Origin of the sequence: Salinisphaera dokdonensis CL-ES53, assembly GCF_040361215.1 — a bacterium.
Classification (GTDB): Bacteria; Pseudomonadota; Gammaproteobacteria; order Nevskiales; family Salinisphaeraceae; genus Salinisphaera; species Salinisphaera dokdonensis.
In genome coordinates, this window is the sequence record NZ_APND01000004.1 from 258,227 (window position 1) to 280,740 (window position 22,514).

Genomic DNA, 22,514 nt, shown 5'->3' on the forward strand with positions numbered 1-22,514 from the left:
AATGAATGTCGATTTGATTCTCCACAGACCGCCGAAACGTCAAGTCGATATTTTTTCCTGAGCCCGACTGTCTGCACGTCGAGTCTCATGGATATAGCGGCGAATCTTGCCGAGCATCTGGCTCTGTCGTCGGATCATCTCGAACTGCTTTTCGAGCTCCATCGCGAGCTCGATTTCCCAAGGCTTGGCTTTCACGCGCTCAAAGGGATGCACGCTGTAGCGCATCGCTTTGCCGCGCGCGAGATACTCAAGCGCAGGCATATTCGACTCGCCACCGTCGGCGGACCGACGCTTCTGCCAATATTTCGCGCGGAACCACTCGACCATTACCGCGCCGGCGCGTTGTCGGACCCGCACGCCCACAAAGCCCCATTCGTGCTTCGGACGGGTCTTACGCACCTCATGGTGCTTGATCCAAAATTGGTCGGCGCCCGCCATGGCCTGGTCCTTGAGCTCATCGGCGTAACCGGTGAGGTGTTCCAGCACAAGATCCAGCAGATGTTCCTGTCTTTCGTTCATTCAGCGTCTCGTTACATGGCACACAACTGCCCATTTCTCTATTCATAGGGCGCTAGACAGAAGTGCCCACCGCGCGCGCGTGCGCACGCGGAAAGTTGGGCACTTGCTGTCTGATGACCTCATTCATAGTTGAGCGGTTGGGTGCCCGTTGATATGTACCACCAGAGCCAAAATCGAAGCCCGATATCGTGCCGTTCGCCCAACTATGAATAGAGGGTGACTGGCGCACTTACACGCTTTATGAAAGTTGAGCACTGGGAGCGTATTGCCCTATTCATAGTTGAGTAGGTCGAGTGATAAGTCTGGGCTTGAGACAGGCGATTCGGCGGGCGCAAAACGTCGAAAATCGTGCTTTTTCTACTACGTCACAGACCGGCTGGGGTGCGATAACGCCCAACTGCTCAACTATGAATAGCGGACAGCTGGCTCGAATGCCCACCGTGTGTGTGCGCACGCGCGTAGTTGGCCAATCGGTGCGTGGTGCCCTATTCATAGTTGGGCGGACAGAACGGCTCTGGACGATGGGCGGGATGAGGCCTCGAACGGCGCTAGGCATCCTGTTCGACCGGGCGGCGCGCCGCTAATGGCGTTTTCCACGCGCGCCTAAGCAGGCCTATCCGTGGCAAGCGGAGGTGCTCTGTAAGGCTGCAACCGTCTTAGGACCCAGTTGCACAATCCTCAGACGAAGGGACGCTAAGGGTTTCCGCCGTGCACACGCTGTACGGCTTCTCTGGAGCCCCAATGGCCGCTCTGACCTATCTTTCTTTTCCCCGGGATTACATTCGCCAGCGCTGGCGCTTGCTGCTTTGGAGCGTAACCGCACTGCCCATGTTGTTCGCTCTTTTCGGCACGCAAGAGCCGCTGGCGCTATTGGTATTTGGCGGTTTAACACTCAACTGGATGAGCGTGCCAGCTTCCCGACGGGTGGCCTATCGCGGACAGGTCGCGGTTGCTCGTCGAATCGCTCGACTCCTGCCTGATGGCTACAGCCTTTTCACACAGTTAGAGATACCGAACCCGTATTCGCATCCGGACGTCACCGTGCTCGACGCCGTTATCGTCGGCCCTACAGGGGTCTGCGTTGTAGGAGTGAAAAGTAATCGGGGCGTTGTAATAGCCGATAGCGCTCACAAGCGCTACTGGCCGGTACGGAAAGTCGGCCGCGGGGGCACCGTGTACTACTCGCAAACGCGCAATCCGGTGCGCCAGGCGACTGGCCAAGCCCGCGCGCTACGCGAGCACCTCAAACGGCGAGGGATACGAGTATGGGTCAATCCGCTGGTCATTAGCGGCAGTCGCCACACACAGTGGCAAAACAACCAAATCCAACCTGCGCCGATACTGGCTTTCGATACGCGATGTATCGAGCACGCGCTTTTTAGCTCCAACGTGCGACTACTGGAAGATTTCAAGGTCACGCAGATCCGCAACGCATTGTTGCCACGTGAGACGCATCGATGACGCTCGCCAATCCGTTGCCCACAGAAGTGGGCGGCTCCTATCCCCGCCCCTTCGCCCGTCGCTTGAACGGCGATACCGCTGGATCTCTATGGTCAAAGTCAGCAAGCCTGCCGGCGCGGCTACGCTTGGCGACGATAGCGTGTTCAGACTTCTATCTTCGACGAAAGATCGCAACAGAGGCTTCGTCCCCATCTGGGGCCCAATCGGGGCCGAGTTGGGGCCCAAGCGGATCGGCTACAGCGCTAGCAACGGCCGTTGGGCCCCACTTGGGCCCCGAGCGGGCCCCAGATGGGGCCCAGCCTTGAAACGATCTTGGGGAATAACAGCAACTGCGAAGAGGCGCGCCACACGATTTAGCGCCAAACATTCCGCACACGTTCGACGCACCCTTATAAAACGACTTGGGCGACACAACGTGAACGCCCGATCCACGCAGCTTGCGTAGCGCAGGGATTGTCTAGCCATCCAGGCGTCACAGCAGACCTCAACAAATCGAGCCACATATATGCCTCGCTTCGGTCTGCAAAGAGCACGCCTACATCACATTGAATCAGTCGTGCGTGACTGGTGATGCGATCCGTGGTTTTTCCGTTGCGCCAGTTTACATCGGGCCTGAATTTCTTCGCGCTTCGATATGACGCCGATATACCCGATGAAGCACGCGATCAGAACCGCAAATAGCTGTAGGCCAAAAATTACGTAGGTCACCATCGCCTGATCCTCGCTAGCCAGTCACTTTTCGATGACCATACCGGTCTCGATCGAAATTCAAGATCTCGTTCTTCTAAATGGTCCGTCATTGCGTTGTCCGATTTATGTCGTCATCCAAAGCACGCAGCATCAGAGTGACCCCTTCGAGTGTCATCCACGCCATGACGGCACTGGCCATCACCCATATTTCGGCCTCGAATACTGTAATGCAAAGTACGCTGCCGGCCAGGAGCCACCAAGCTAGCTTGTTGAGCTCGTTCGCAAGGCTCGTACGCACCACTTTCCGGAATCGAAGTCTCATCGTGCACCTCCACTTCCCAATATGGTCGGGGTTAGCTACAGGCGAGTTTCTGCTAGGTCAGAGAATCCGCAAGGGGCTGATAGATCACCTATGTCAGACCGATCTCGGGCCGACCGATCCAGTCATGGCACCCTGTGCCGGCGAACCCGCCAGAGATGTGCTCCACGCCACCGGCGGCATGACGAGCAAGCTCCAGCCGCCGAATTGTGATTCGACATACCCAAGCCGGCGGTGGCCATCATGAACCCGCGGACTGCGACTACGATAGCGCTGGATCGCACCCGCGCCGCGTGTACTAGGCGTCACACCTGGACAAATACCTCCCCCGCTTGCAGTGACCAACAAGCGTGGCAGTTGCGTGCCCCAGTTGGACTTCTCTACTCCCACAAATCCGATTCGCTACGGCGCGCCTTACGCTTACGGGTTGCCATAGGTACAGCCGCTTGTTCGGGAGCTGTGATAACTGGGGATTGGGCTGTATGCGCCGATCCGTCGCCCAGTGCCTGGAGGCTGCGATGATTGAAACGCCCTTGGCGGTAGATCAACCCACCGAGTCCAAGAAAAAGCGCTGGGACGCCGAGCGCGAACCAGGCGGAAGCTGCCGAAGCCGTGCCGGTCAGTGCGTGTGAAATCGCTCCGAACGCTGTGGCCACCAGGAATAGACCGAAAACCACCATAATTAATAGCCCGACCAGCATGGCGATCTGCGTGTTGAGCACCGACGGTTTAATCCGGTAATCCTTGGTGATGTTCTCGAAAGCGACCGCCTCGATCACGCCCGCGCGGTTGGCGCCCGCAACGCGCACCCGATCCCCGTTGCTGATCATCAACAAGTTCCGTGTGGCCACGCTGACAGGACGGTTATCGATATGAAACGTCTTAACGTGGTAGCCATTAGTCTTGGACGAGGACAAGTCTCGCGCTTCGCCTTCAAGACGCTCATAGCCGCGGATGGGCCCACTCGCCCCCGTGCCAGAACCCGGCTGCCAAGAAAAGTTGGGCCAATACGGCCGTGGATCGTGTCCGAACATACTTGAGTCTCTAATCTGGCCAATTCTCGCTATTACATTTCGGCCGCAGTCCGCTGTTCTGAAAGCGACCTTTGTAAAATTAGCAGTTACAGCCGACCTTGTTACTGAATCCGCGCACCCATAGACATTCGCGTTTCTTGCTTGAGCCGCGGATGTAGCGGATCGCGCTTGTGGTGTGGTCGCGCATCAGAAACGAGGACTCGATCGCGTGCAGAGACTCGGCAAAGCTAGCTGGACAACCGGTGGCGTAGGCGTGATCCGGGTGAGTACTCAGGCTGTACTAATATCTTGTGCTAGCTACCACGAATTGATAGATCAACGACACATTCTTGCCGTTCTAGTGTCGAGCGTTCAGCTGTGGTGGCTGGCGAACACGTCCTTATCCGACCGCCTTGCAGAATCAGCCATATAACGACAATGGGAGTTGTAATAGCTACGACGTTAGAACAGGCAAGGAAATGACCACGACCGCCCCTCGAACCCTGCGCGCATTCAATACTCTGCTTGAGCAGGCCCAACTGCCGCACTTGTCGGCACAACAGTTCAAGAGCCTGCGAGAAGCCAAACCCCGCAACCAGCTCATCTCCGCCGTCACAACCATGCACAGCGACCGCAACGCGCGAGCGTTCGTGGAAAAGGCGATCAAGGAGGTGGGTGCGACGGCAGCGTCCGTTGTGAATGCGCCGCAGCAGCAGAGCGCGCCGCGACCCGCGCCGCAGGATGGGCCGGACTTCGAAGGCGCTCGCGCCCCGGTACAGCAGCAGGCGCTCACGCAGCCGGCACAGAACGGCGACGGCGCGCCACGCGAATTCGAATACACCATGCACGTCTACGGCGGCAAGGCTGCCCTGTGCTTCGAGCCGACCACAACGCGCGGCGACGATTTCACGGTTGCACTGGACTCCGCCACCTCTAATGCCCCACGTCAGTACGACTGGAAGAGCAAGCTGCGCGTTCAGCTAACGCGTGACGAGTTGCCAGTCGTCGCCGGCGTGTTGCTCGGCCTGATTCCGAGCTGCGAATACAAGAATCATGGTGCGAACAACGACAAGGGATTCTCGATCGAGGATCAGGGCAATAAGCTGTTCGTGCGCACCTGGGCGAAAGATCATCCGGTGCGGGCCGTGCCGATGAAGCCAGAGGACGCCTACCGGATTGCAACGCTGTTCCTGCGCCAGTTGGGCCTGAACGCGCCGTGGATGACCGCGAGCGACATCATCCAGACAATCCGCATGGTGGTCGCGCGCCGCGTCGCGTCGGGAGCGAACAATGGCTGAGTTGATCCTCACAGAAGCCGAAAAAGCTGCCGATAACTACCTCGCTTGGGATGATGCCGCGCTCGGCAAGCTGGTGCGCCAGCTTTCTCAGATGTGCGGCGACGAGTACGGTGCGACCGGTGCGCATACCGCGATGGCTGCACATCTGCTGGTAGATCTCGCCCGCCGTAGCAATGCCGATAGCGCGACGATCGACCTCAACGGCGCATCGGCTGGTGGCGAGCCCATCGGCGATTGGCAGATCAGGATCACACGCAAGTAGGACGTAGGGTTTGGTAGAGACATTGTTGGAACGCGACAGCATGCTGGACGCCGAAACGCTGTCGAAGATGCTGGACTGGGCTCGATCCTGTCATACCGACGATCGCGCGCCGGACGAGTACATTCCAGACCCTGACAACCCCTACATGCTGCGGTGGTTCGCCCGCCGCAAGTTTCACCAGCTCGACGCCTTCTGCGAACCGTGGCTCAAGCGCCTCTGGCAGTCACAGGATTGCGCGCTCGAGAACGCCTACGTGCATCGCTTTCTGCGTAGCGATGACGATCGCGCGCTGCACGACCATCCCTGGAGCTGGGTCACCGTTCTGCTCGATGGCAGTTATTGGGAGCATGTCCCGGCTGATCTCGACTACCCCGCCGGCCCCACTGTGCGCCGCCGGCGAACGGCTGGCGATATTTTCGTGCGCCGCGAAGCGGCCTACCCGCACCGCGTCGAACTCGATGAGGGCCGTCCGGTCACGACGCTGTTCCTGACCGCGGAGAAATCACGCGAATGGGGCTTCTGGTGTGAGCGGGGCTGGCGCCACTGGCGTGTATTCACGGATGCCGATGCCGATGGACTAGCTCGCGGCTGCGAATAAGCCCCACCCACCCTGTTTAAAGCAGCAGACCCGGCCCATGCGCCGGGTTTTTTATGCGCGCTTTCACGATCCGTAGGCGGCCCTGATGACCGAGGAACGGGCACTCGGGCGACGATCGTTGACGGGTTCGTTGCTCGTCGTGATTATTGTATAAATATACACCTTTTCGGCACCGCTTTATGACTCGCTGGCCCCGCATCATCGCCTTAATCGACATGGCGGCATTCTTCGCAAGCGTGGAACAGATGGACCGCCCCGAATGGCGCGGCCGTCCAATCGGCGTGACCAACGGCGAGCGCGGCACGTGCATCATCACGGCGTCCTATGAGGCACGGGCCTTCGGAGTCAAAACCGGTATGCGTGTGAAGGAAGCCAAGCAGCTCTGCCCTGGCTTCATCCAGGTCGCGTCACGACCCGTCCGCTACACCGAAGTCTCCAGCGCGATCATGGCTGCGCTCGAAGACATCACCCCCGATATAGAGATCTTCTCGGTCGATGAGGCCTTCCTCGATCTGACGCATTGCCAGTCGTACTACAACACCACGGCTGAGCAGATCGGCCGTCTGATCAAGCAGACCGTGTTCGATGCCTCCGGGCTGCGCTGTGCCGTGGGCATCAGCGGCGACAAGACGACAGCCAAGTGGGCTGCCAAGCGCGAGAAAGTCGGCCTGACGGTGGTGCCACCCTGGGATGCCGAGGCGACGCTGGCCAACGAGCCGGTCACCGAGCTGTGCGGTATCAGCGACGGCATCGGGGCATTTCTCAAAGCCCGCGGCGTCGAGCGTTGTGGCGACATGAAACGTATCCCGATCAGCGCAGTCGCCCAGCGCTTCGGCAATCCCGGTCGCAGACTCTGGCTGATGGCACAGGGCCGCGATCCCGAGCCGGTGCAGCAAGAAACTGCGCCGGCGAAATCACTCGGTCACGGCAAGGTGATCGCGCCCGACACGCGCGATCGCGAGCTGTTGCTGATGTACTACTTGCACATGGCCGAAAAGGTCGGGCGCCGACTGCGCAAGAACGACCTCGAGGCCCAGACCTTCGCGATCAGCCTGCGCACGGATCTCGGTGGCATTGGCGCGAAGTACCGCACGGTGGCCGCGACGGACGATGGCGCCGCGATCTACGCGCTGGCCAAGACCTTCATCGACAAGCGCTGGGGTGGCCAAGGCGGCTTCCAGGTGCAGATCAATGCCCTCGATCCACGACCGGCGGCACAGCAAGGCGACCTGTTCGCCACGGTCACCACGGCCGCAGACAGTCTGAACGCGACAGTGGACGCCATCAACGAGAAGTTCGGCGCGTTTGCCGTGCACAGGGCGCCGCTGGTTCGTCGCACTGACATGCCCAATGTCATCTCGCCGTGCTGGCGGCCGAGTGGCCATCGTGAATCGATCGACTACTGATGAGCTGGGCGGTGCGCTATCTGCACGGCCAGGTCGAGCGCCTGAGCCGGTTCCAGCATCGCAGTGCGTGTCTGCCCGTCTCGGCGCGACGCGGCGCCCAGATCGTGCTCATGCCTTGGGGGCGTCGCCCGGATGAACCGGGAAAGCTCCCAAAAGGCGGCTGGGCGCATCTGACGCATCTGCAAGGCGGTGTCTGGGATCAGTTCGGCCCGAAACCCGTGCGGCTACCGGTCTATGAATTCGCCGAGCGGGATGTCACCGGCCGAGAGCACTGGTTCATGGTCACGCGTGGCCAGTTCTTGCAGGGGTGTGTGGCGACGCTCGAGCGAGAGCGTCGGGTCTACGTGGTAACGCTTGACTGCGCGCCCGACGTGGGAGAGTTCGAGCGGTGGCCGCGGCTAGTCATAGTTCCAACTTGAGGCCGTAGGGCTAAGACGCGGGTCATACTGCTACATGCCGCACTCGTGGCTGATTGAGGGAGCTGATTTTCGGCCGCTTGAGCTAGGCAATTCGGCTCAAACCTTCGCGCGATCCCTTATGCTGTCCAACGGATGTACGGCGTGTCTTCTACCGGCCAGAAGCGGTCATGCGTTCGGATGGGATCGCATTAGACAAACGAGTTACTTAGCCGGCCCTTGGCTGCTGCTGTAGTTATCGAAAAAGGCGCGATCACCGATGGTGATGCCGCCATCCTTATTCAGATGAGCGTTTTGGGAAAACGACACACGATTCATATCACCGGGTGCTTCGTTGAGAACTAATTTCTCACCCAGCAGGGTCCAGATAACTCGAACGCCTAATTTCTCCAAGTGAGATAAAAGATCGTTAGTGTCTGCCAGTAAGGCTGGCGGGCCGCCCTCCAACGCTGATGGATCACAGAAAACAGTTTTTCCATCAGGTTTTGAGAATCCGTTTCTCCCATTCCAGCGGAGCTGGTCCGCCTCGAAAAACCTGCGGGCAGGAACGTGAAAGTCGACAGTTGCTGGAAGACTGGCGTCGTATTCCCACTCGCAAACTATCTCGTTATGAACGGGAATGAGCTCAACCGAAGAACCGCGAGCTTTCGTTCCGAAGCCAAGCCAGTCATCGGTTTCAACGTTGCACGCGGTTGCCCATGGATATTCTCCGACGAACGTGTGGAGCCAGCGCGCGCCGCTCGGCATCCATCCTCCAAAAAAGTTACGGTCGGATAGCGACCTCACCGCAGCATCGAATTGCGCTTCCGATACTAAGAAACCTTTTACGTCGATCCGGGTCAACCTCCAAGGCTCGCTATAAGGACGGTCTATGTCGTATTCCGACCATGTCGGATAACAAGCTAGAGTCAGCCAACTCTGATCCTCATGGTGTAGAGGCGCGAGCAGCGACGCCATCGACGGGAGATCGTCTCGGCAATCAATCCATTCGGCGTAGTCGAGTTTCTTTGTGGCGGCCAGATCGACGTTATTACCCACCCACCAGCACTCAACCGGCGAGTCCTCGGTTGACTTAGGCCAAGAGATGGTGGGGTCTAGCTTCCGCTCCTCTTGCAAGATCAATGGAAGACATCCGGTTGTGCGCGTAAACAGATCCTTTTGACGGTCAACGCTATCGTGAAGGCGGGACGCGAGTTGATACATTGCGATCCACTGATACTTTTTCCCGATACGCTCTGCCCACGCCGGCTTTCCCCTGCCACCGCCGGTTTCTTGCGTCACTTTTGAGTCATACCCAGAGCAATTTGAACCCCGGTACCCAAAGTCGTCCAAAACTCGTTTCGCGATCCAGCGTCCGATGGCGGGCTTCGGCATCGCGTGATTCCAGGGGTCGAGACAATTAATCGAGTAGTGATTGAAGTCGTCGTTTAGACAACTTCGGAGCAACAGGCTTACGCCATGCTCTTTGCCTTCGTCTAACCCTTCCACCTCTTCCTCCGTTGGAGGAACAGGGCATAGTACTTTGTTGTGGTTGCGCTGGGTCGTGAGCGTCGGATCTAGCTTGTCATCAAGACACCCATGTTTGGTCGCCAACTCCGCGATACACCGAATATGGTCGCGGATGATCGCATTCTGGAAATCTGCCGAGCGCGCCGAATAAGTATGTAATAGATGGTCAGCTAGCTCCTTCAGAACGGCTTCATTGCGTGAGTGAGTTAGGACCCCATAAGCCACGAGTAAGGTGCGCTCTCTCACGGCATCGTCATCAATGAAGAGAAGCGTTCTTACCAACTTAACGACTAGGACAGCGTGATAGCGCAAAATAGCTATCGTGGCTCGAGTCGCAGAGTCTTTTACTCTGCGATCGGCCGCGGCGGTGAACCAAAGGAGAACCATGCACCAACGTTCTGCGGTATTTTCTTTGACGTCCCGGAGTTCAATACGCTGAGCGGCATCAATCAATCGGCGGACAATGCTATTTTTTTCGAAGCCTCGTTTTAGGTAGCCGCACCAGAACGCGTCCCGTTCAGCTAACGACAACCAACCTAAGGTTTGGTGAAGCCAATATGCATCGATTTCCGATACTTGGGTGGAAACTGCGAGAATCGCATCCATTGCTGAGTACGCGTCATATTTGCTGAGCGCTTCCCGAAGCATTCTCTGGGTCGCTGGCGAGAATGTCTCGACTGCACGCTGATGAAGCGACTGTACGACGATTTTTGTGACTTCGCCTCGTATTGGCTCATTGTCTATCAGATCAGAGAGTTCCACATCGCGAAGTTTTTCCGGCAATAGAACAGAAAGCGCCGACAGTAGCCCTCTGTTCTCATGGACAGCCTGCACCGTGCTTACGAGCTGGGCACACTGGCCACCCCTTTGAAAGGCTTCTTTGAACTTCGAACTCGTGATGGTTTTGAGCATTTCCGACGCGACGAGAAAGTCGCCAAATCGCTCAAATGCCGGGCGTATCACGCTTTCCGCGCCAATGGCCTCTGTTGCTGGGCCATCTTCAATCAGTAGATCCGCAGTAACGAGCCACTGCAACACTCTCATACCTTTTGCCTGAGGCTTTACCGCATGAATCGCCGACTCAGCATCGGACCAGCAAAGTGTCGTACTACCCCGTCGGGCAATCGAGGAGGCGACCGCTATAAGGGCCCCACTGACTATCGAGGCGCCTACGGAAACGGCGTGCTCCGTCGCAAACTGTTCTTCTTTGTGGGCAAGAAAGGCCCGAATTACGGGCGCTATACCAAACCATCCTGCCGGCAGCTCCTTGAGCGCTCGTGCCTTAAGAGTCTGACAAACGAGTGTTAGATAGAGCGGATTCGCAAGCTCAGGTTGAAGGACTGGTACCAGCGGCGGGGCGAGGTCGTAGTACAAGAAAAAGCTGTTGCACGCCTCACGTTCCATGCCCGCAAAGCCCAAATGCTCAATCGCCTGGTCCACGAAGCGGTTCGGTAGAGAGATCGGGAGAAATGAAGTACGGCAAGAGACGCAGAGCTTGAGATGCGCACGTCGAGTTATCGCGTCGGCGAACTCGGAGAAACGAGTAAGCCAATACACTCTGGGATTGGTCTCATTCACCGCGTCAATGCAAACCAGAAGTTTTTTCCCTGAATGTTCGGCCGCTGCATCAAGCGCATCTAGAATGCCGTCGCGACCTAGCGTAAGTGGAACTCCAAGCGATTCGATGAAGCGAGTCCAAGGGTCGGGTTCACCATTGAATTGATGTCCGAAAACGAGGCATGTATAGGCACCATCGCTCAGTCGACGTTGCGCAATATCACACAAGCTGTGAGTCTTCCCCGAGCCTCCTCGCCCTGATAGAACAAACACTTGTTTAAAAGCGAGAAATCCCTCTGGGGATGAAAGCCAATCCGAAAACGTGTGCCATTGTTGTCGTGCCTCGCGTACCGTATCGAGATTAGCCGCTGGAAAAGAGCAGTTGTACTCGGCCATATAGGATCGGAACTGCTTCGAGTCCGCCATCCCTTCCCCGTGCTTAGCGTCTAAATCCTCGGCGAGCTGGTGATCAATGCCGTCGAGGTCGTCAACTAGGTGCTCGATCGCAACCTGTAGATTCGAAAGCCCCTTCTCAGTGGGAGCGCTTGCAAGCTCTTCCGCGCTCTCAATACAGCTGACGGAGTTGGCGGAAATCTTCTGGCCCTGCTCGTAAAGAGCTTCCGGCCAAGCGGAATACACCGAATGACCACCGCTGTCTTCTATCATTTCCCTAAGGTGGGCCGACTGCTTTCGGCAAATCTCGACTTTGTTCGTGAGTTGCGTCTTCCAGTTAGAACCTTCACCAAAGGAGGTAAACCATCCGGACAAGGGGGTCTCGAGGCTCACTTCAGGGCTGTACCTTGGTCCCGCCGAGCTCATTGCCGCGGAGATATGTTCCGCAAACCACTGCTCCGATAAAGTGGTTTCGGAGAAGAAGTAGTGGCGCAGGCCGCCTGAAAGGTCGTTCTTTAGAAGTAGATTCTGGATATCGTGAGCCGACCAGCGTTCGACGGTCAACGTTGTCCCGCGAGCATTCGCATCGGCCTCAGCGCGTCGAGCCCATTCGTCAAATTTTTCGGTCTGGGATTTGCCTTTACGCGCGGTCGGGCCAGTGAGATTGAAGGGAAAGCAAACCACATAGCGTTCGAGGTCGGGATGGATGGATAACGCCGTTTCAAGCGATTTTCCAGCCTGCTTTATGAGCCGATCGATTTCGAAAACATACTTGGCTTGCCAGCCGGTTACCGGTCTATCCGCATAAACGACTTTGCATTCCACGCCGCCGTCGCCACCATCACCTCGATAACGCTCCAGTTTTGCCCCCGCCGGACGAGTTCTGGAGGCTAATTGACAGCACAGTTCCTCAAAAGCCTCTTCTACACTTCCGCCTCGCGGCGTTATTTTTTGAAAGTCAATTTCATGCATAGCTATATCGTTATTTGCATACTGCTCATTGAGCCGACTGGGGTCGCTAATTAGCCGCGAATCGTTGTTCACTCGACGTTGCGTCAAATTTCGAACCTAACAAATTTGCCGCGATATAAATCTTCATTCCCACGAATAACTCTAAAGGCGACGCTCATTCCCGGCGTAGGAATGGTTTGCGCCGCCTTAGGCTCCATTGATTTTCACGCGTGACGTTAGCGCCGCTACGGAAGGGGCTAGAATGGCTGTGCGCAACGGCCGCGCTGCGTGCTTCGCACGTAAGCTGAGTGTCACCGAACCGAACGCAGCTTTGGGTCGCAATCGGCCAGTAGCGCACATTGAGGGTGGACTCGCGCGACTCTACTAGCGGTTCGCTGGGATTGATTCGGCCTGTCGATAGCGCAGCGTATACGCGGTAATCGCCTTGTCGATCTGCGCCAGTCTCTTGCACCACCGTTCAACGCGCGACAGAACCGACTCATCACACGAGGGGATAGCGCGCCTCCGCCGCTTCCTCCCGACCTGTAGCAATGTCAATTGAGCGCCACACCGCCGCGGTAGAACCTTTCCCACCGCGGCGCAGAGAAGCTTATTCACTCGGATCCGCTCCGCCATAAAGTCGACTGCGAACCAGAGGATCGAGCTTGCCCAGTGGAACGAACTGTGTCGACACAATGCGCGGTGTGCGACGCATAAATGGGAAAATGCGTGGACACACGTACAAGTCCTCAATCCGGCGCTCCACGGCCGCCCCTGCGGGCCAGTTCAATAGCTCGAGTATTTTCGGCGCGTGCTTTTCCAAGAACCGGCGTCGACGCGCGATCTTCGCCAGCTGCCCCGACTCGGGGCTCCTTCCGAAGACTTCTTCGCGAAGGCGGCGTGCGTCTTTGATGCAAAACGGTGGTTTGTTGTACTTGCATTCGACCATGAACCACTGATTGTCCGCCGGGCGATAGGCCAGCACGTCAAAGTCACCGACGTTGTCGAAGCCTTCTTGCGGAAACCGAGAACGAAAGTCGATGCCGTGCTCGAAATATCTATAGTGTCGACTGAACACCTCAGCGGCACGGAGCTCCAGGTCGTACTCGATGCGGCGCTTGATCGACCTAGCAACGTCTTCGATCTCTCGATATCCGAAGTCGGCCGGTGGGTAGCCGTCCGAGAATGTGCCATTCCAGATGCCGAAGGCGCGATACGCGGCCGCTGCCCCCCACAACAGCGTGTCTTGCTTTATCTGAAGCAAGGGACGAATGGCGTAGCGATGCACGCGCTTGCGATGCTCCCAGACGGGCACATCGCCCTCCTCGCGATCACGACCGGCGAGCACGCGCACGCCGCTTGCGTCCAAGGTCAGGAAGTCCACAGCCGCCGCGGCCTCTACCGCCGACACCTCTGGGAAGTGCGCTACGAGCGTCGCCACCACATCCGATTTGGGCGCTTCGTATGACCACGCGAGCGGCGGCGCCGCTTCGTTGGCGCGCGCCCAGCGGCTGAGAACCGTCAATACCTGGAGCAGCGTCGACAAGGCAAAGCCGAAACTATCTACGAAAGCGGTGTTTAGCCGCTGCTTCTCCGTCCCGTCCATCTCCGACACGCGATCTTCGGCAATGTTGTGCTCTAGAGTCTCGTTCGCGGCTTCTTGCTGATACGCCTTGTCATCGCCACCTTGGTAGAAGACTTCTGGAATGAAGTCGTTGTCCACGTCGATGCCGCCGACTTCTAGCTGGTTATGTAGGGTGTCGCTCGCACCATAGAGCACCAGCAGCCAATCCACTTGCGCGAGCAGCCGTTGCCAATCCTCAACGCGTGGAACTATCTCACCGGCTATGCCGCTGCTGTACCTAAACTCCAGCACGTAGCGCACGTTTCTTGTCGTCCGCACGAATTCTTCGTGCGCTTTGGCCTGCCGCTCGGTGCGATCGAAATCGACTTCGTGCGACCGACTCATTCGAAGCCGCATGCTCTCGCGGTCATAGTTTTCCGCCAATTGGTCAAACTGCTCAACGCCATAGCGAATGAGCCCGTGTTGATCGAACCGGCGAATGTGTTCATGGACTATAGATCGGTAGCGATCCCGAATCTTGTCGATAATCGACTTGGCCTGCTTGAGTTCATAGCGACCTGGTTTAACGCCTTCGGCACGAAACTCCATCGCCAGATCGCGCCGGGCCAACTTAAAGTGCTCCGGGTCGGCCGATGTCGGATCGGGATGTTCCGGAACGTCCACCGTTCGCTCGGAGTGCGAGAGCGTGAAGCGCGGCGCCCGGTTACCCGTCTCCGCGAGCGCCCCCAGGACCTGCTCATCGAGCGACGAGCCCAAAATTTCGCACGCGCCTTGTAGCCACTCGCCCGCGCAGAAGGCTTCGAATTGGGCATCCGAAGCATCCTCCAGGCCAAAAGCGACCTGAGACAGGTCCACATGGACTTCTAGAACAGAAGAGTCTGCGTTGCGTTCGCGGATCGACCATCCCGTTAGCAAAGGGTCGATGGAAGACTCGCCGCCACTCTCCAATGGCAAGCAATCACGGTTGGCTCGGCAATGCGTCACAATCCGCGTTTCTGTAAGCAAACTGGCAGGGAACAGCTCGGCCCGCTCATTCCACGCGTCGGCCACGCAATGGACGAATAGCTCTAAAAGCTTGCCGTGCCGGAGCTCCAGATCCTGCGCCTCGCCATCGAGCATAAAATGCAGCGTCGGTGCGACTCGATCGGCGCACCACGAAAGCTGCGGGCGGCTGCGATTGATCAGTCGCCGCAAGGTGCCGGCAGTAGGCTCGACCGACCAGGTCGTGGCGTCGTCGTCAGGAAACTGACTAGGCGCAGATGCCCAAAAATCCCGTAGGTTTTCAAACCGAAAATTAGACCCGCCGTGCGGGTCCAGCATGATGAAGCTTGGGCGAATCGCGCCGCCGATAAGCACGCCGTGCGACTGTCGATAGGCTGCGAAGTGATCCATCGGGCCGGCCAACGGCGAGGCCGATTCTTTATTAGCATCCACGAAGGCAAAATAAGCTTCCATGTCTTTCATGCTCTCGACCGATTCGACGATCGAAACCAGATCAATGAGGAACCACGTCTTGAGTGTCGGAGAACGTGGGAGCTGGACCGAAGCGCCGGTGATGGGTGCCACGATCACCGCAAGCACCCGAACGGCATCCGCCGACTGCTCCCGAAGCGGTATGTGCAGAATACGGCCCGTGGCCAGGTCCTGCGCCACCAGGCCGTCGTCTTCCTCTATAAGTGCGCGAAGCCGTTCCTCGGCAGAAGACAGGTCGCGGGCTCGCCTTACATCAAGGATGAGGACCACCCAAAGCACCTCGCGCATGCGTAACAATGCGCTGACCTGTAGATCGATCAAACTAGAGTGGCGAAGCGACACGCGCATCGGTCCCGGAATGACGTCTGCTGATCGGAAGCGCGCTGCCAAGAAGTTCGCGGTTTGCTTGGCAGTCTCTCGTTCCAGTTGTCTGCTTGGCCTGGCCTCGCGTTCCTCCCAGTACTGAATCACCACGCCACATAGATTTCTCGGACTAACTGGAAAGCGCCTCCCCTCCAGTTCGAGCCACAAAAACGGCAATAGCTTCCCAGCCATGAACTTAGTCGTGAACGAGGCATCGTCCGGACGCGTGGTTGCACCTTGGCGGGCGACCAATGCCGTACTGACAGACTGTGTGGCCGCTATGTCTGGAACGTCCTTCAATACCTCCCGGGCCTGCACCCAGAAGTCTTTCGGCGGAACTTCGAGGTGGCCCAGGTTAATACTGCTGACGTCGCTCGACTGTGCGATGTTCGCCAGCAAGTAATCCTGCAGCGTTAATACCGCACTCAGATCATTCTGAGCCGGTATGCCTCCCGTCTTTGCAAGGCGAAAGGCATCGACGAAATCCGGTATGCGCTCGATGGCGCTCCCGTACATCAAGCGATAAGCCGTGCCTTCGAAGCCGATTCGTACTTGCCCCCAATCTGGTTCGGGAACGTAGTCGTCCAACATTGGGAACGTAGGCAGGAGCGCATACAAACGACTCAAGAATGCGCTGAACTCGACGTACTGGTTCAAACTGCGGTCGGCAAAGGCTGAGGCTTTCGCCGATACGAAGACGGACACCGCCAATGCCTGACGGCTTTGCGCAGAGATATTGGGTAACCATAGTTCGCCGACTAGCAACGCTAGGTAAGCATCAATCGCGCTGACCGAAGTGAGTTGAGCGAGGACCGCTGCAATACTGCGATCTAATTCCTTCTCGCTTTCGTTGACAGAACACTTCGGCCCTCGAGCTCTGCTACGGCGTGGCTTCTTGCGCTTGAGCTTAGACATCGTCTTCTTTCGCCTGAAATCGGTTATTCGTGACTGTTACCGATTGAGCCCGCCGACGCAATTGCCATATCGCTATTGTACGAACGATGACTTTTTACCTCTGTCCGAGTCCCACATGTCGCTGCCATTTGCTGTCGGCGTGCGGCTTGTGCTCGCACATGGTGTCTACCATGTCGCCGAACGCATCGTGCGCCTGAATGAACTACTCGGGCACGATATCGAGAAAATGAACAATTCCTGTTGCGGTGCGCGGCGGTGCCATAGAAGATTGAAGTAATAGGGATCGCACGCGCACTACAGGAACGTGTGCTCGCGGACGTAATCGACCAAAGCAGGGGCTGCCTGCCAAAGCCGTGGCCATATCGTTTGGAGGGAAGGAATGCGGCGATTCGATAGAACGGCTCTGGGCGCCCTGGCGTGGTCTCCGGGAAAAGAAGACGCGGCCGCATGGTTGCTCGGTGCCGAGGCCTCTGTTGATTTCCTGCGAGATAACGCCACGCGCGATGAACTCATGATCTACGCTAGTGGTGGCGCGGTCCTGGTACATGGCGTACTCGCACCGGCCAAGAAGGTGACTCCGCCAGACCACGACGACTTGAGGGGTGCCTACCTTATGCCGGAGGACGCGTGGTGCATTCAACGAGCTTGGGGCGGTGATCAAGGTCATCGAATGTACCTCGAGCCGCCTCTTAGCAGCGCGGGCTGCAAATCCCTAGTGGGTGGTGAGAAGCTGATTTACCGCCGTTCGTTTAACGCTGTGACCAAAGACGCCCCGCCTGTTGAACTGAGTCAGAAACTGGTGCACAGCTTGGGGCTGTACTGGGTCGAAGAGCGAAATGCGTATTGTCGACTCGATAATCGCGGCGATATCGAAGACGTTATCCGGGTGATCTGGTTCAAGGGGCCACCAATGGAGCCCGACATGGCGGTGGTGACCATCCTGATCGAGGACTTGGCCACTTACATGACACTAGCTCACATGGCGCTCGTGCTGAAATTCGATTTCACTCGCTTTGATCCCAAGAACTTCGACGGCTGGCATCAGGGGCCTCTGTCAGGCAAGAAGTCGGCGCCAGACCTGTTCTACGACGTGGGTTACTCGGCGAACGCCAGCTATGCCAACGGCACCATGATTCTACGCTCCAAAGTCACGGTCGACCAACTCGTTCAGGCGTGGAGGGAAGAAGAGGACGAATCCAAAAAGCAGTACGCCATCTTCAAGATCTTCGACTGGAAGAACCAGCGCCAGATAGAAACATCTTGCGGTCCAGACCACTTGTCGAACTACTTCGAAAAGTCCGACAAGCCTTTCGAGATCTCACCAGCATTCTTTCGCCCCGAGGTGCTCACGCGATTCAAGAACGATCCTGAAAAGTACGATTTGGAAGACCGGAGTATCGGGTGCCGAAATGCTTGGTACCTTAAGACCTACGACATCAATGAAGCCGGACAGGTCCACACGTACGTCGGTTACCTGGCCAAGCTGCCGTACGAGGAGCAGGTGTATTGGCAGTCATTCAACGAATGGCCCAAGGCACCGATTTCCAAGCGTGCCTACGAGAATGATTTCGAAGGTAAGTGGAGCAGCGAGTACGATCCTTTGCAGATGCTGAAGTACAAAATCCGCCAGCTCGACCAGAATCCACCCGCGTGGTGGAAGGTTCGCGGCGACGAGTTGATAGACGTCGTCCACTATCCGGCGACCGATTCAGTGTCCGAGTGGGGTGACGAGATCCTCGCGCTAGACCAGCTCTTGGTCGAAGGCTTCCTCGCAAAGCCTTTGAAGACGCTCGCGGTTAACGCCGGTCGCGAGATCGAAAAGGGTTGGCAATCGTTGCGCTTGCTGCAGGATTATCTGGAAGCACGAGGTCGTGTCCCTGAGGAGGCGAGAGCGGTGCTAGAGCCACTGGCCCGTTTGCATGAGCTGCGCAGCGTCCTGAAAGGCCACGGCGCCCCTTCGCAGCGTACGGCCGCTTCTAAGAGAGCGCGCAAAGACCACGGCACGTTGCGCGCACAGTTCACTGCCTTGGCGGGCGAATGCGACGACACATTCGTTTCTGTACTAAGAGCATTCGACACGCCGATCAAGCTAGGCTAGGGCGCGGACGTCGGGGCTTGAGATATCGACACCTATTAGGCGTTGATACGATCGCACAGCTAGCCGATGACGTTGGGAACGTGGTCATGATCCGCGCTTAACGTTCAGATGTCTGCTTCGGGTCGCAATCGGCCAAGAGAAGCCATTTCAGCGGTTCGGACTGGAACTTAATTGGGACCCATTGCATTTAATTGTTGGAACCCGCGTTTGAGCAATTCAGGCCTCAGGCCTTCCAGCGAATTCGCGGGTACGCCAAGCCAAAGGAGATTGCGCGCGCGGGTTGCGGCAACATAGCCAATGCGCCCGAGCTCGGTATCTACACCAGCCAAGAACGCGTTGACGTGCGGCCGACTTGCCAGATACATCACTGCATCAAGGCTTTCGCCCTTTGCTTGGTGAACTGTATCCACGCGAATGCGTGGCGCATCGTTGTTTTCGGCCAGATCAGCAGCGAAACTCAAAGGTGCATTGGACAAACCCCTTCTCGCGAGCTTGTTGCCTAGATTTGCGGCACTAGCCATCCCATGGGCCTGCGCTATTTGCGCCAGCAGTGCCCTCGTCCTTTGCAGTAGCGTCGGGTGCCATTCTGTATCCCCGAGCAAGGTCGCAGAAGGGAGTCCTGAATGCGGGTCGCGTGTATACGCCCAGAGTAACCGGAGAAGATCACGGTCATCCGGATAGCGCGCGGGCTGCGTGAGCCTTGCGACGAGGCCCTGTGGCGGGTCCGCCAGCAGGTTGACAATGCCGGCTGCCACCAGCTTGAATGCACCGTGATAGTCCCGATGCCGGTCACGAAGGATTGCGGCTCGCGCGAGGGTCTTGACTTTCCCTCGGCCCGGTGCATCTTGATTGCCGGCGAGTCTGTCGGCCATGTCCCTGCCGCGACAGAGGACTGCAGAGCGCTCGATCTCAAGTCCGGCTTCTAGAACTGCCACTCGAAACGCAGCGACGAGGTTTTCCCGTTCAGCTTCGCGATAAGGCACGAAGTAGGCGCCATGTTTACTATCGGGCGCGTCCCTGTTTGCGATGTCATTGCGCGCCGACAATTGGTTAGCCAAATCCACTACCGCGGGCACGGATCGGTAGTTTCGGGTGAGCCCGAGATCGTCCACACCTTCCCGTTGACTGTATTGAGTCAGGAATGTGCCGTTTGCGCCTGCGAATTCATAAATGCCTTGGTTCGGGTCGCCGATGAGCGAGACACTGCAGCCTGCGCCGATAAGCTGCTCAATGATGGCTTGATGCACCGTACCAATGTCCTGCGCCTCGTCGATGAGGATATGCGGATAGCGGTGGGCTAAGGCGCGGAGAATTCTAGGCTGATGTATCAGAGTGCGATAGCACCAATAGCGCCCGAGGTTATGTGTGTATGCACCTACTTCCCCAAGGCGATGAACAATTTGTTGCGCCAGCTCGCTGTTCAGCCTATACGCGCGATTGTTGCGCGAGTAGAAGAAGTAGATTCCGCCGTCGTCAATTCCGACCTGCACTTTTGTGATTTCGAGCGGATAAGTATTCGTGGGTAAAGTGAAGCCAGCCAAGAAAGCTTCTCCGCCCGTAACGAGAAATGCTGCTTGCTGCGCTCCCATAGTCCGATAGGCATGTGTGCGTAGCACGTGGCTGGTGATGAACCCATCAAGCGTGCTGATCTCGACGCGGTTGGACGCGACTGCAGCGGACGCGTTTTCGATTAAGCTTCGGTATTCCTGCCTGAAGGTGTCCACGGCGACGTTTGAGAACGATAGGAGAGCGACCCGGCCGCGATGATCGCCGAGTTGCCTACGCATCTGTGCGAGCCGACGCACAGCCGTGAAGGTCTTACCGCTGCCGGCGCAGGCAATCACTGATAGCGGTGTCATCGGCGCGTCGATGATCCCCAGCTGCTCGTCAGAGGGTTGGATCACTGCTCGACTTGTTCGTGTTGTTCATTGTTCTGCACCTGACACGCGTGGCCAATCGCTTCGCAAATGTAGTCAGGCACTACGAAATCCGCGCCACTAGTTATCACCTGTGCAAGTGCTTGGCTGAAGCGCCCTTTTTGCACGTTGTTCTGCCGGCGTTCAAACATACCGCAGAAAAGTGCGCGCGCCTCGGCTGCGTCTCCTTCTGCCTCCTCGACAGCCGCTGCTACCTTTTCGCAGATTTTAGGATGTATTTCTTCGAGTGCCGCCAACATAGCCGTGCGGTTGACGGCATACAGGGCCAAATCATATTCGAACGTCTTGAGCCCATGGAAAATCTTTACTAAGGCATCCTCGTTTTCTTGCATTCTGGCAGTGTTATCCGAGACCTTAATCACGTCGCCGGGTGCGGGATAGACTGCCACAGGCTCCCCGTCATCGTCGGATTCACCTACTGGGTCAGCGTCGGTCACAACCGCAACCGGTGTCTTTAATGCCTGCTCGCCGAACAACGGCAAGAACGAGTCGAAATTCAGGCCTTCGACACTGATCAGACTGACGCCGTGATCGCGCAGCTTGTATCCGCACTTATCTGCGAGCACGCCCATTAGCATCAACTCAGAAGCGCCTTCGACAAAAATGACGCGGCGAGCAAAGAACAGCTCGGCGCGCGTTACATCTAAATAGCGTTCCAGTTTCTCTCGCTTGTTTTTCTCGAAGGGAATCGTTCGTGGAAAGAACGTTTCTATGGATGTTCCCGTATCGACCAGGCAAGCGAGGCTGTCTAGGTTGGCGATACTGGCGAAATTCGGAGAGTGGCTAGTGACGAACAATTGGACAGGCTTTTCACCTTCGACAGCCGGGATCGTTTCCAGGTAGTTGAGTAGCACCGCTTGGAGCTGTGGGTGCAGGTGCGCTTCCGGCTCCTCGATAATCAGGCTGCGGTAGTTCGCTTCCGGGTTCTTGGCCAGCTCACTGAGCACCACAGCCATGAATATCAGATTATTGAAGCCGAGTCCGTTCTGCTCGATCTCGAAAGCGTCCACCAACAGCGATAGGCGCGAAGCAAGTCGTTGGAAATCGGTGCCGCTCAGTTCGACGTCTAACGATTGGGCGAGCTGCGGGCCGAGCATTGTGTCGTGGCGGCCTTTAATCGCAGCGTGCGTTTTGACGATTGGCTCGTATTCCTTCAGTTCATGGTCAAGCCTTTTTAACGCCTCGTTGATTCCGTCGCGGCCGGCATCATCAGAGAGAAGCTGTAACAACCGTGACAATTGGCTGGTGCGGTTTGGCTTAAGTCCCTGCGAGGCATCACGCAATGGCGGCAGGTAGACGCCACGAAGGTTTTCCAACATGTCTGTTGTCAAGCCCACGTCTTCGTGGTCCCCGCACCAGCGTTTGGCACGAAGCCTTCCGGCCTTGTCCGCTTCCGAGTAGCGAATGGCGATATGAGCTTCAAGCTTGCCGTCCGCGCGAGGCTTCAGGGCTGCTAGGAAATCTGCTTCGTCGTCCGGATCTAGATCGCGAAAGATGTACCGAAACTCAATGTTGCCGGGCGGCACGCCGTCTATAGGCCGATGTATGTCTTCGGCGTCTAGTCTCGGGAATGGCCCGTCATATCCTGCTAGCAGGGCGCGCAGCGAATCTATCACGGCGGTCTTGCCAGCGTTGTTAGAACCGACGAGAACGTTCAATCCTGGTTGGAAGCTCAGCTCAACCTTCCGCAGTTTTCTGAAGTTGAAAATCTTCAGTTCGGCCAGATACACGGTTACCCCTAATTCGCCCCA

13 protein-coding genes are annotated in these 22,514 nt (G+C 57.3%); 7 read left to right on the forward strand and 6 right to left on the reverse strand.

Features of this window, described 5'->3' with window-relative positions:
- Positions 1-39: 39 nt before the first annotated feature.
- Positions 40-519 carry a conjugative transfer protein MobI(A/C) gene (mobI, locus tag SADO_RS13555; protein WP_353112285.1) on the reverse strand — a complete coding sequence of 160 codons (480 nt, stop codon included), beginning with the start codon at positions 517-519 and terminating at the stop codon, positions 40-42.
- A 741-nt stretch (positions 520-1,260) separates the two neighbouring features.
- On the opposite strand from mobI, the gene SADO_RS13560 reads away from it, so the two are divergent.
- Positions 1,261-1,980 (forward strand): nuclease-related domain-containing protein, encoded by a 720-nt coding sequence (locus SADO_RS13560; RefSeq protein WP_353112287.1) that lies wholly within the window; start codon positions 1,261-1,263, stop codon positions 1,978-1,980.
- A gap of 1,389 nt (positions 1,981-3,369) precedes the next feature.
- Here the strand turns inward: SADO_RS13560 and SADO_RS13565 are convergent.
- Positions 3,370-3,819 carry a hypothetical protein gene (locus SADO_RS13565; RefSeq protein ID WP_353112289.1) on the reverse strand — a complete coding sequence of 150 codons (450 nt, stop codon included), beginning with the start codon at positions 3,817-3,819 and terminating at the stop codon, positions 3,370-3,372.
- Between the two features lie 662 nt (positions 3,820-4,481).
- On the opposite strand from SADO_RS13565, the gene SADO_RS13570 reads away from it, so the two are divergent.
- The 5 genes from SADO_RS13570 to SADO_RS13590 all read left to right on the forward strand — a co-directional run bounded on the left by SADO_RS13570 (position 4,482) and on the right by SADO_RS13590 (position 7,985).
- Complete coding sequence (locus tag SADO_RS13570) at positions 4,482-5,300, forward strand: hypothetical protein (protein WP_353112291.1); 819 nt, start codon at positions 4,482-4,484, stop codon at positions 5,298-5,300.
- The gene (locus SADO_RS13575) at positions 5,293-5,562 is read left to right on the forward strand and encodes a hypothetical protein (protein WP_353112293.1); all 270 of its coding nucleotides are present in this window, start codon (positions 5,293-5,295) and stop codon (positions 5,560-5,562) included. The genes SADO_RS13570 and SADO_RS13575 overlap by 8 nt, the downstream gene beginning before the upstream one ends.
- 25 nt (positions 5,563-5,587) lie before the next feature.
- Positions 5,588-6,160, forward strand: coding sequence for a hypothetical protein (locus SADO_RS13580; protein WP_353112295.1), 573 nt, complete (start codon positions 5,588-5,590; stop codon positions 6,158-6,160).
- 179 nt (positions 6,161-6,339) lie between these two features.
- Complete coding sequence (locus tag SADO_RS13585; RefSeq protein ID WP_353112297.1) at positions 6,340-7,566, forward strand: DNA polymerase Y family protein; 1,227 nt, start codon at positions 6,340-6,342, stop codon at positions 7,564-7,566.
- Positions 7,566-7,985 (forward strand): hypothetical protein, encoded by a 420-nt coding sequence (locus tag SADO_RS13590; RefSeq protein WP_353112299.1) that lies wholly within the window; start codon positions 7,566-7,568, stop codon positions 7,983-7,985. Before SADO_RS13585 ends, SADO_RS13590 begins: the two co-directional genes overlap by 1 nt.
- A 201-nt stretch (positions 7,986-8,186) precedes the next feature.
- Here the strand turns inward: SADO_RS13590 and SADO_RS13595 are convergent, their stop codons facing one another.
- Both SADO_RS13595 and SADO_RS13600 read right to left on the reverse strand, forming a co-directional pair.
- Positions 8,187-12,413, reverse strand: coding sequence for an NACHT domain-containing protein (locus SADO_RS13595; protein WP_353112301.1), 4,227 nt, complete (start codon positions 12,411-12,413; stop codon positions 8,187-8,189).
- Between the two features lie 589 nt (positions 12,414-13,002).
- Complete coding sequence (locus tag SADO_RS13600; RefSeq protein ID WP_353112302.1) at positions 13,003-16,728, reverse strand: hypothetical protein; 3,726 nt, start codon at positions 16,726-16,728, stop codon at positions 13,003-13,005.
- 379 nt (positions 16,729-17,107) lie between these two features.
- Here SADO_RS13600 and SADO_RS13605 point away from each other — a divergent pair, with 379 nt between their 5' ends.
- Positions 17,108-18,826, forward strand: a complete 1,719-nt coding sequence (locus SADO_RS13605) for a hypothetical protein (protein WP_353112303.1) — start codon at positions 17,108-17,110, stop codon at positions 18,824-18,826.
- 167 nt (positions 18,827-18,993) lie between these two features.
- Here the strand turns inward: SADO_RS13605 and SADO_RS13610 are convergent, their stop codons facing one another.
- Both SADO_RS13610 and SADO_RS13615 read right to left on the reverse strand, forming a co-directional pair.
- Positions 18,994-20,730 carry a UvrD-helicase domain-containing protein gene (locus SADO_RS13610; RefSeq protein WP_353112304.1) on the reverse strand — a complete coding sequence of 579 codons (1,737 nt, stop codon included), beginning with the start codon at positions 20,728-20,730 and terminating at the stop codon, positions 18,994-18,996.
- Positions 20,727-22,493: an ATP-dependent nuclease gene (locus tag SADO_RS13615; RefSeq protein WP_353112305.1), complete on the reverse strand. Its 1,767-nt coding sequence runs from the start codon at positions 22,491-22,493 to the stop codon at positions 20,727-20,729. The genes SADO_RS13610 and SADO_RS13615 overlap by 4 nt, the downstream gene beginning before the upstream one ends.
- Between the last annotated feature and the right edge of the window lie 21 nt (positions 22,494-22,514).

Excerpts from the sequence above, each read along its gene's own strand:
- mobI (WP_353112285.1), bottom strand. The coding sequence starts at position 519 with ATGAACGAAAGACAGGAACATCTGCTGGATCTTGTGCTGGAACACCTC.
- SADO_RS13560 (WP_353112287.1), top strand. The coding sequence starts at position 1,261 with ATGGCCGCTCTGACCTATCTTTCTTTTCCCCGGGATTACATTCGCCAG.
- SADO_RS13565 (WP_353112289.1), bottom strand. The coding sequence starts at position 3,819 with ATGATCAGCAACGGGGATCGGGTGCGCGTTGCGGGCGCCAACCGCGCG.
- SADO_RS13570 (WP_353112291.1), top strand. The coding sequence starts at position 4,482 with ATGACCACGACCGCCCCTCGAACCCTGCGCGCATTCAATACTCTGCTT.
- SADO_RS13575 (WP_353112293.1), top strand. The coding sequence starts at position 5,293 with ATGGCTGAGTTGATCCTCACAGAAGCCGAAAAAGCTGCCGATAACTAC.
- SADO_RS13585 (WP_353112297.1), top strand. The coding sequence starts at position 6,340 with ATGACTCGCTGGCCCCGCATCATCGCCTTAATCGACATGGCGGCATTC.
- SADO_RS13590 (WP_353112299.1), top strand. The coding sequence starts at position 7,566 with ATGAGCTGGGCGGTGCGCTATCTGCACGGCCAGGTCGAGCGCCTGAGC.
- SADO_RS13595 (WP_353112301.1), bottom strand. The coding sequence starts at position 12,413 with ATGCATGAAATTGACTTTCAAAAAATAACGCCGCGAGGCGGAAGTGTA.
- SADO_RS13600 (WP_353112302.1), bottom strand. The coding sequence starts at position 16,728 with ATGTCTAAGCTCAAGCGCAAGAAGCCACGCCGTAGCAGAGCTCGAGGG.
- SADO_RS13605 (WP_353112303.1), top strand. The coding sequence starts at position 17,108 with ATGCGGCGATTCGATAGAACGGCTCTGGGCGCCCTGGCGTGGTCTCCG.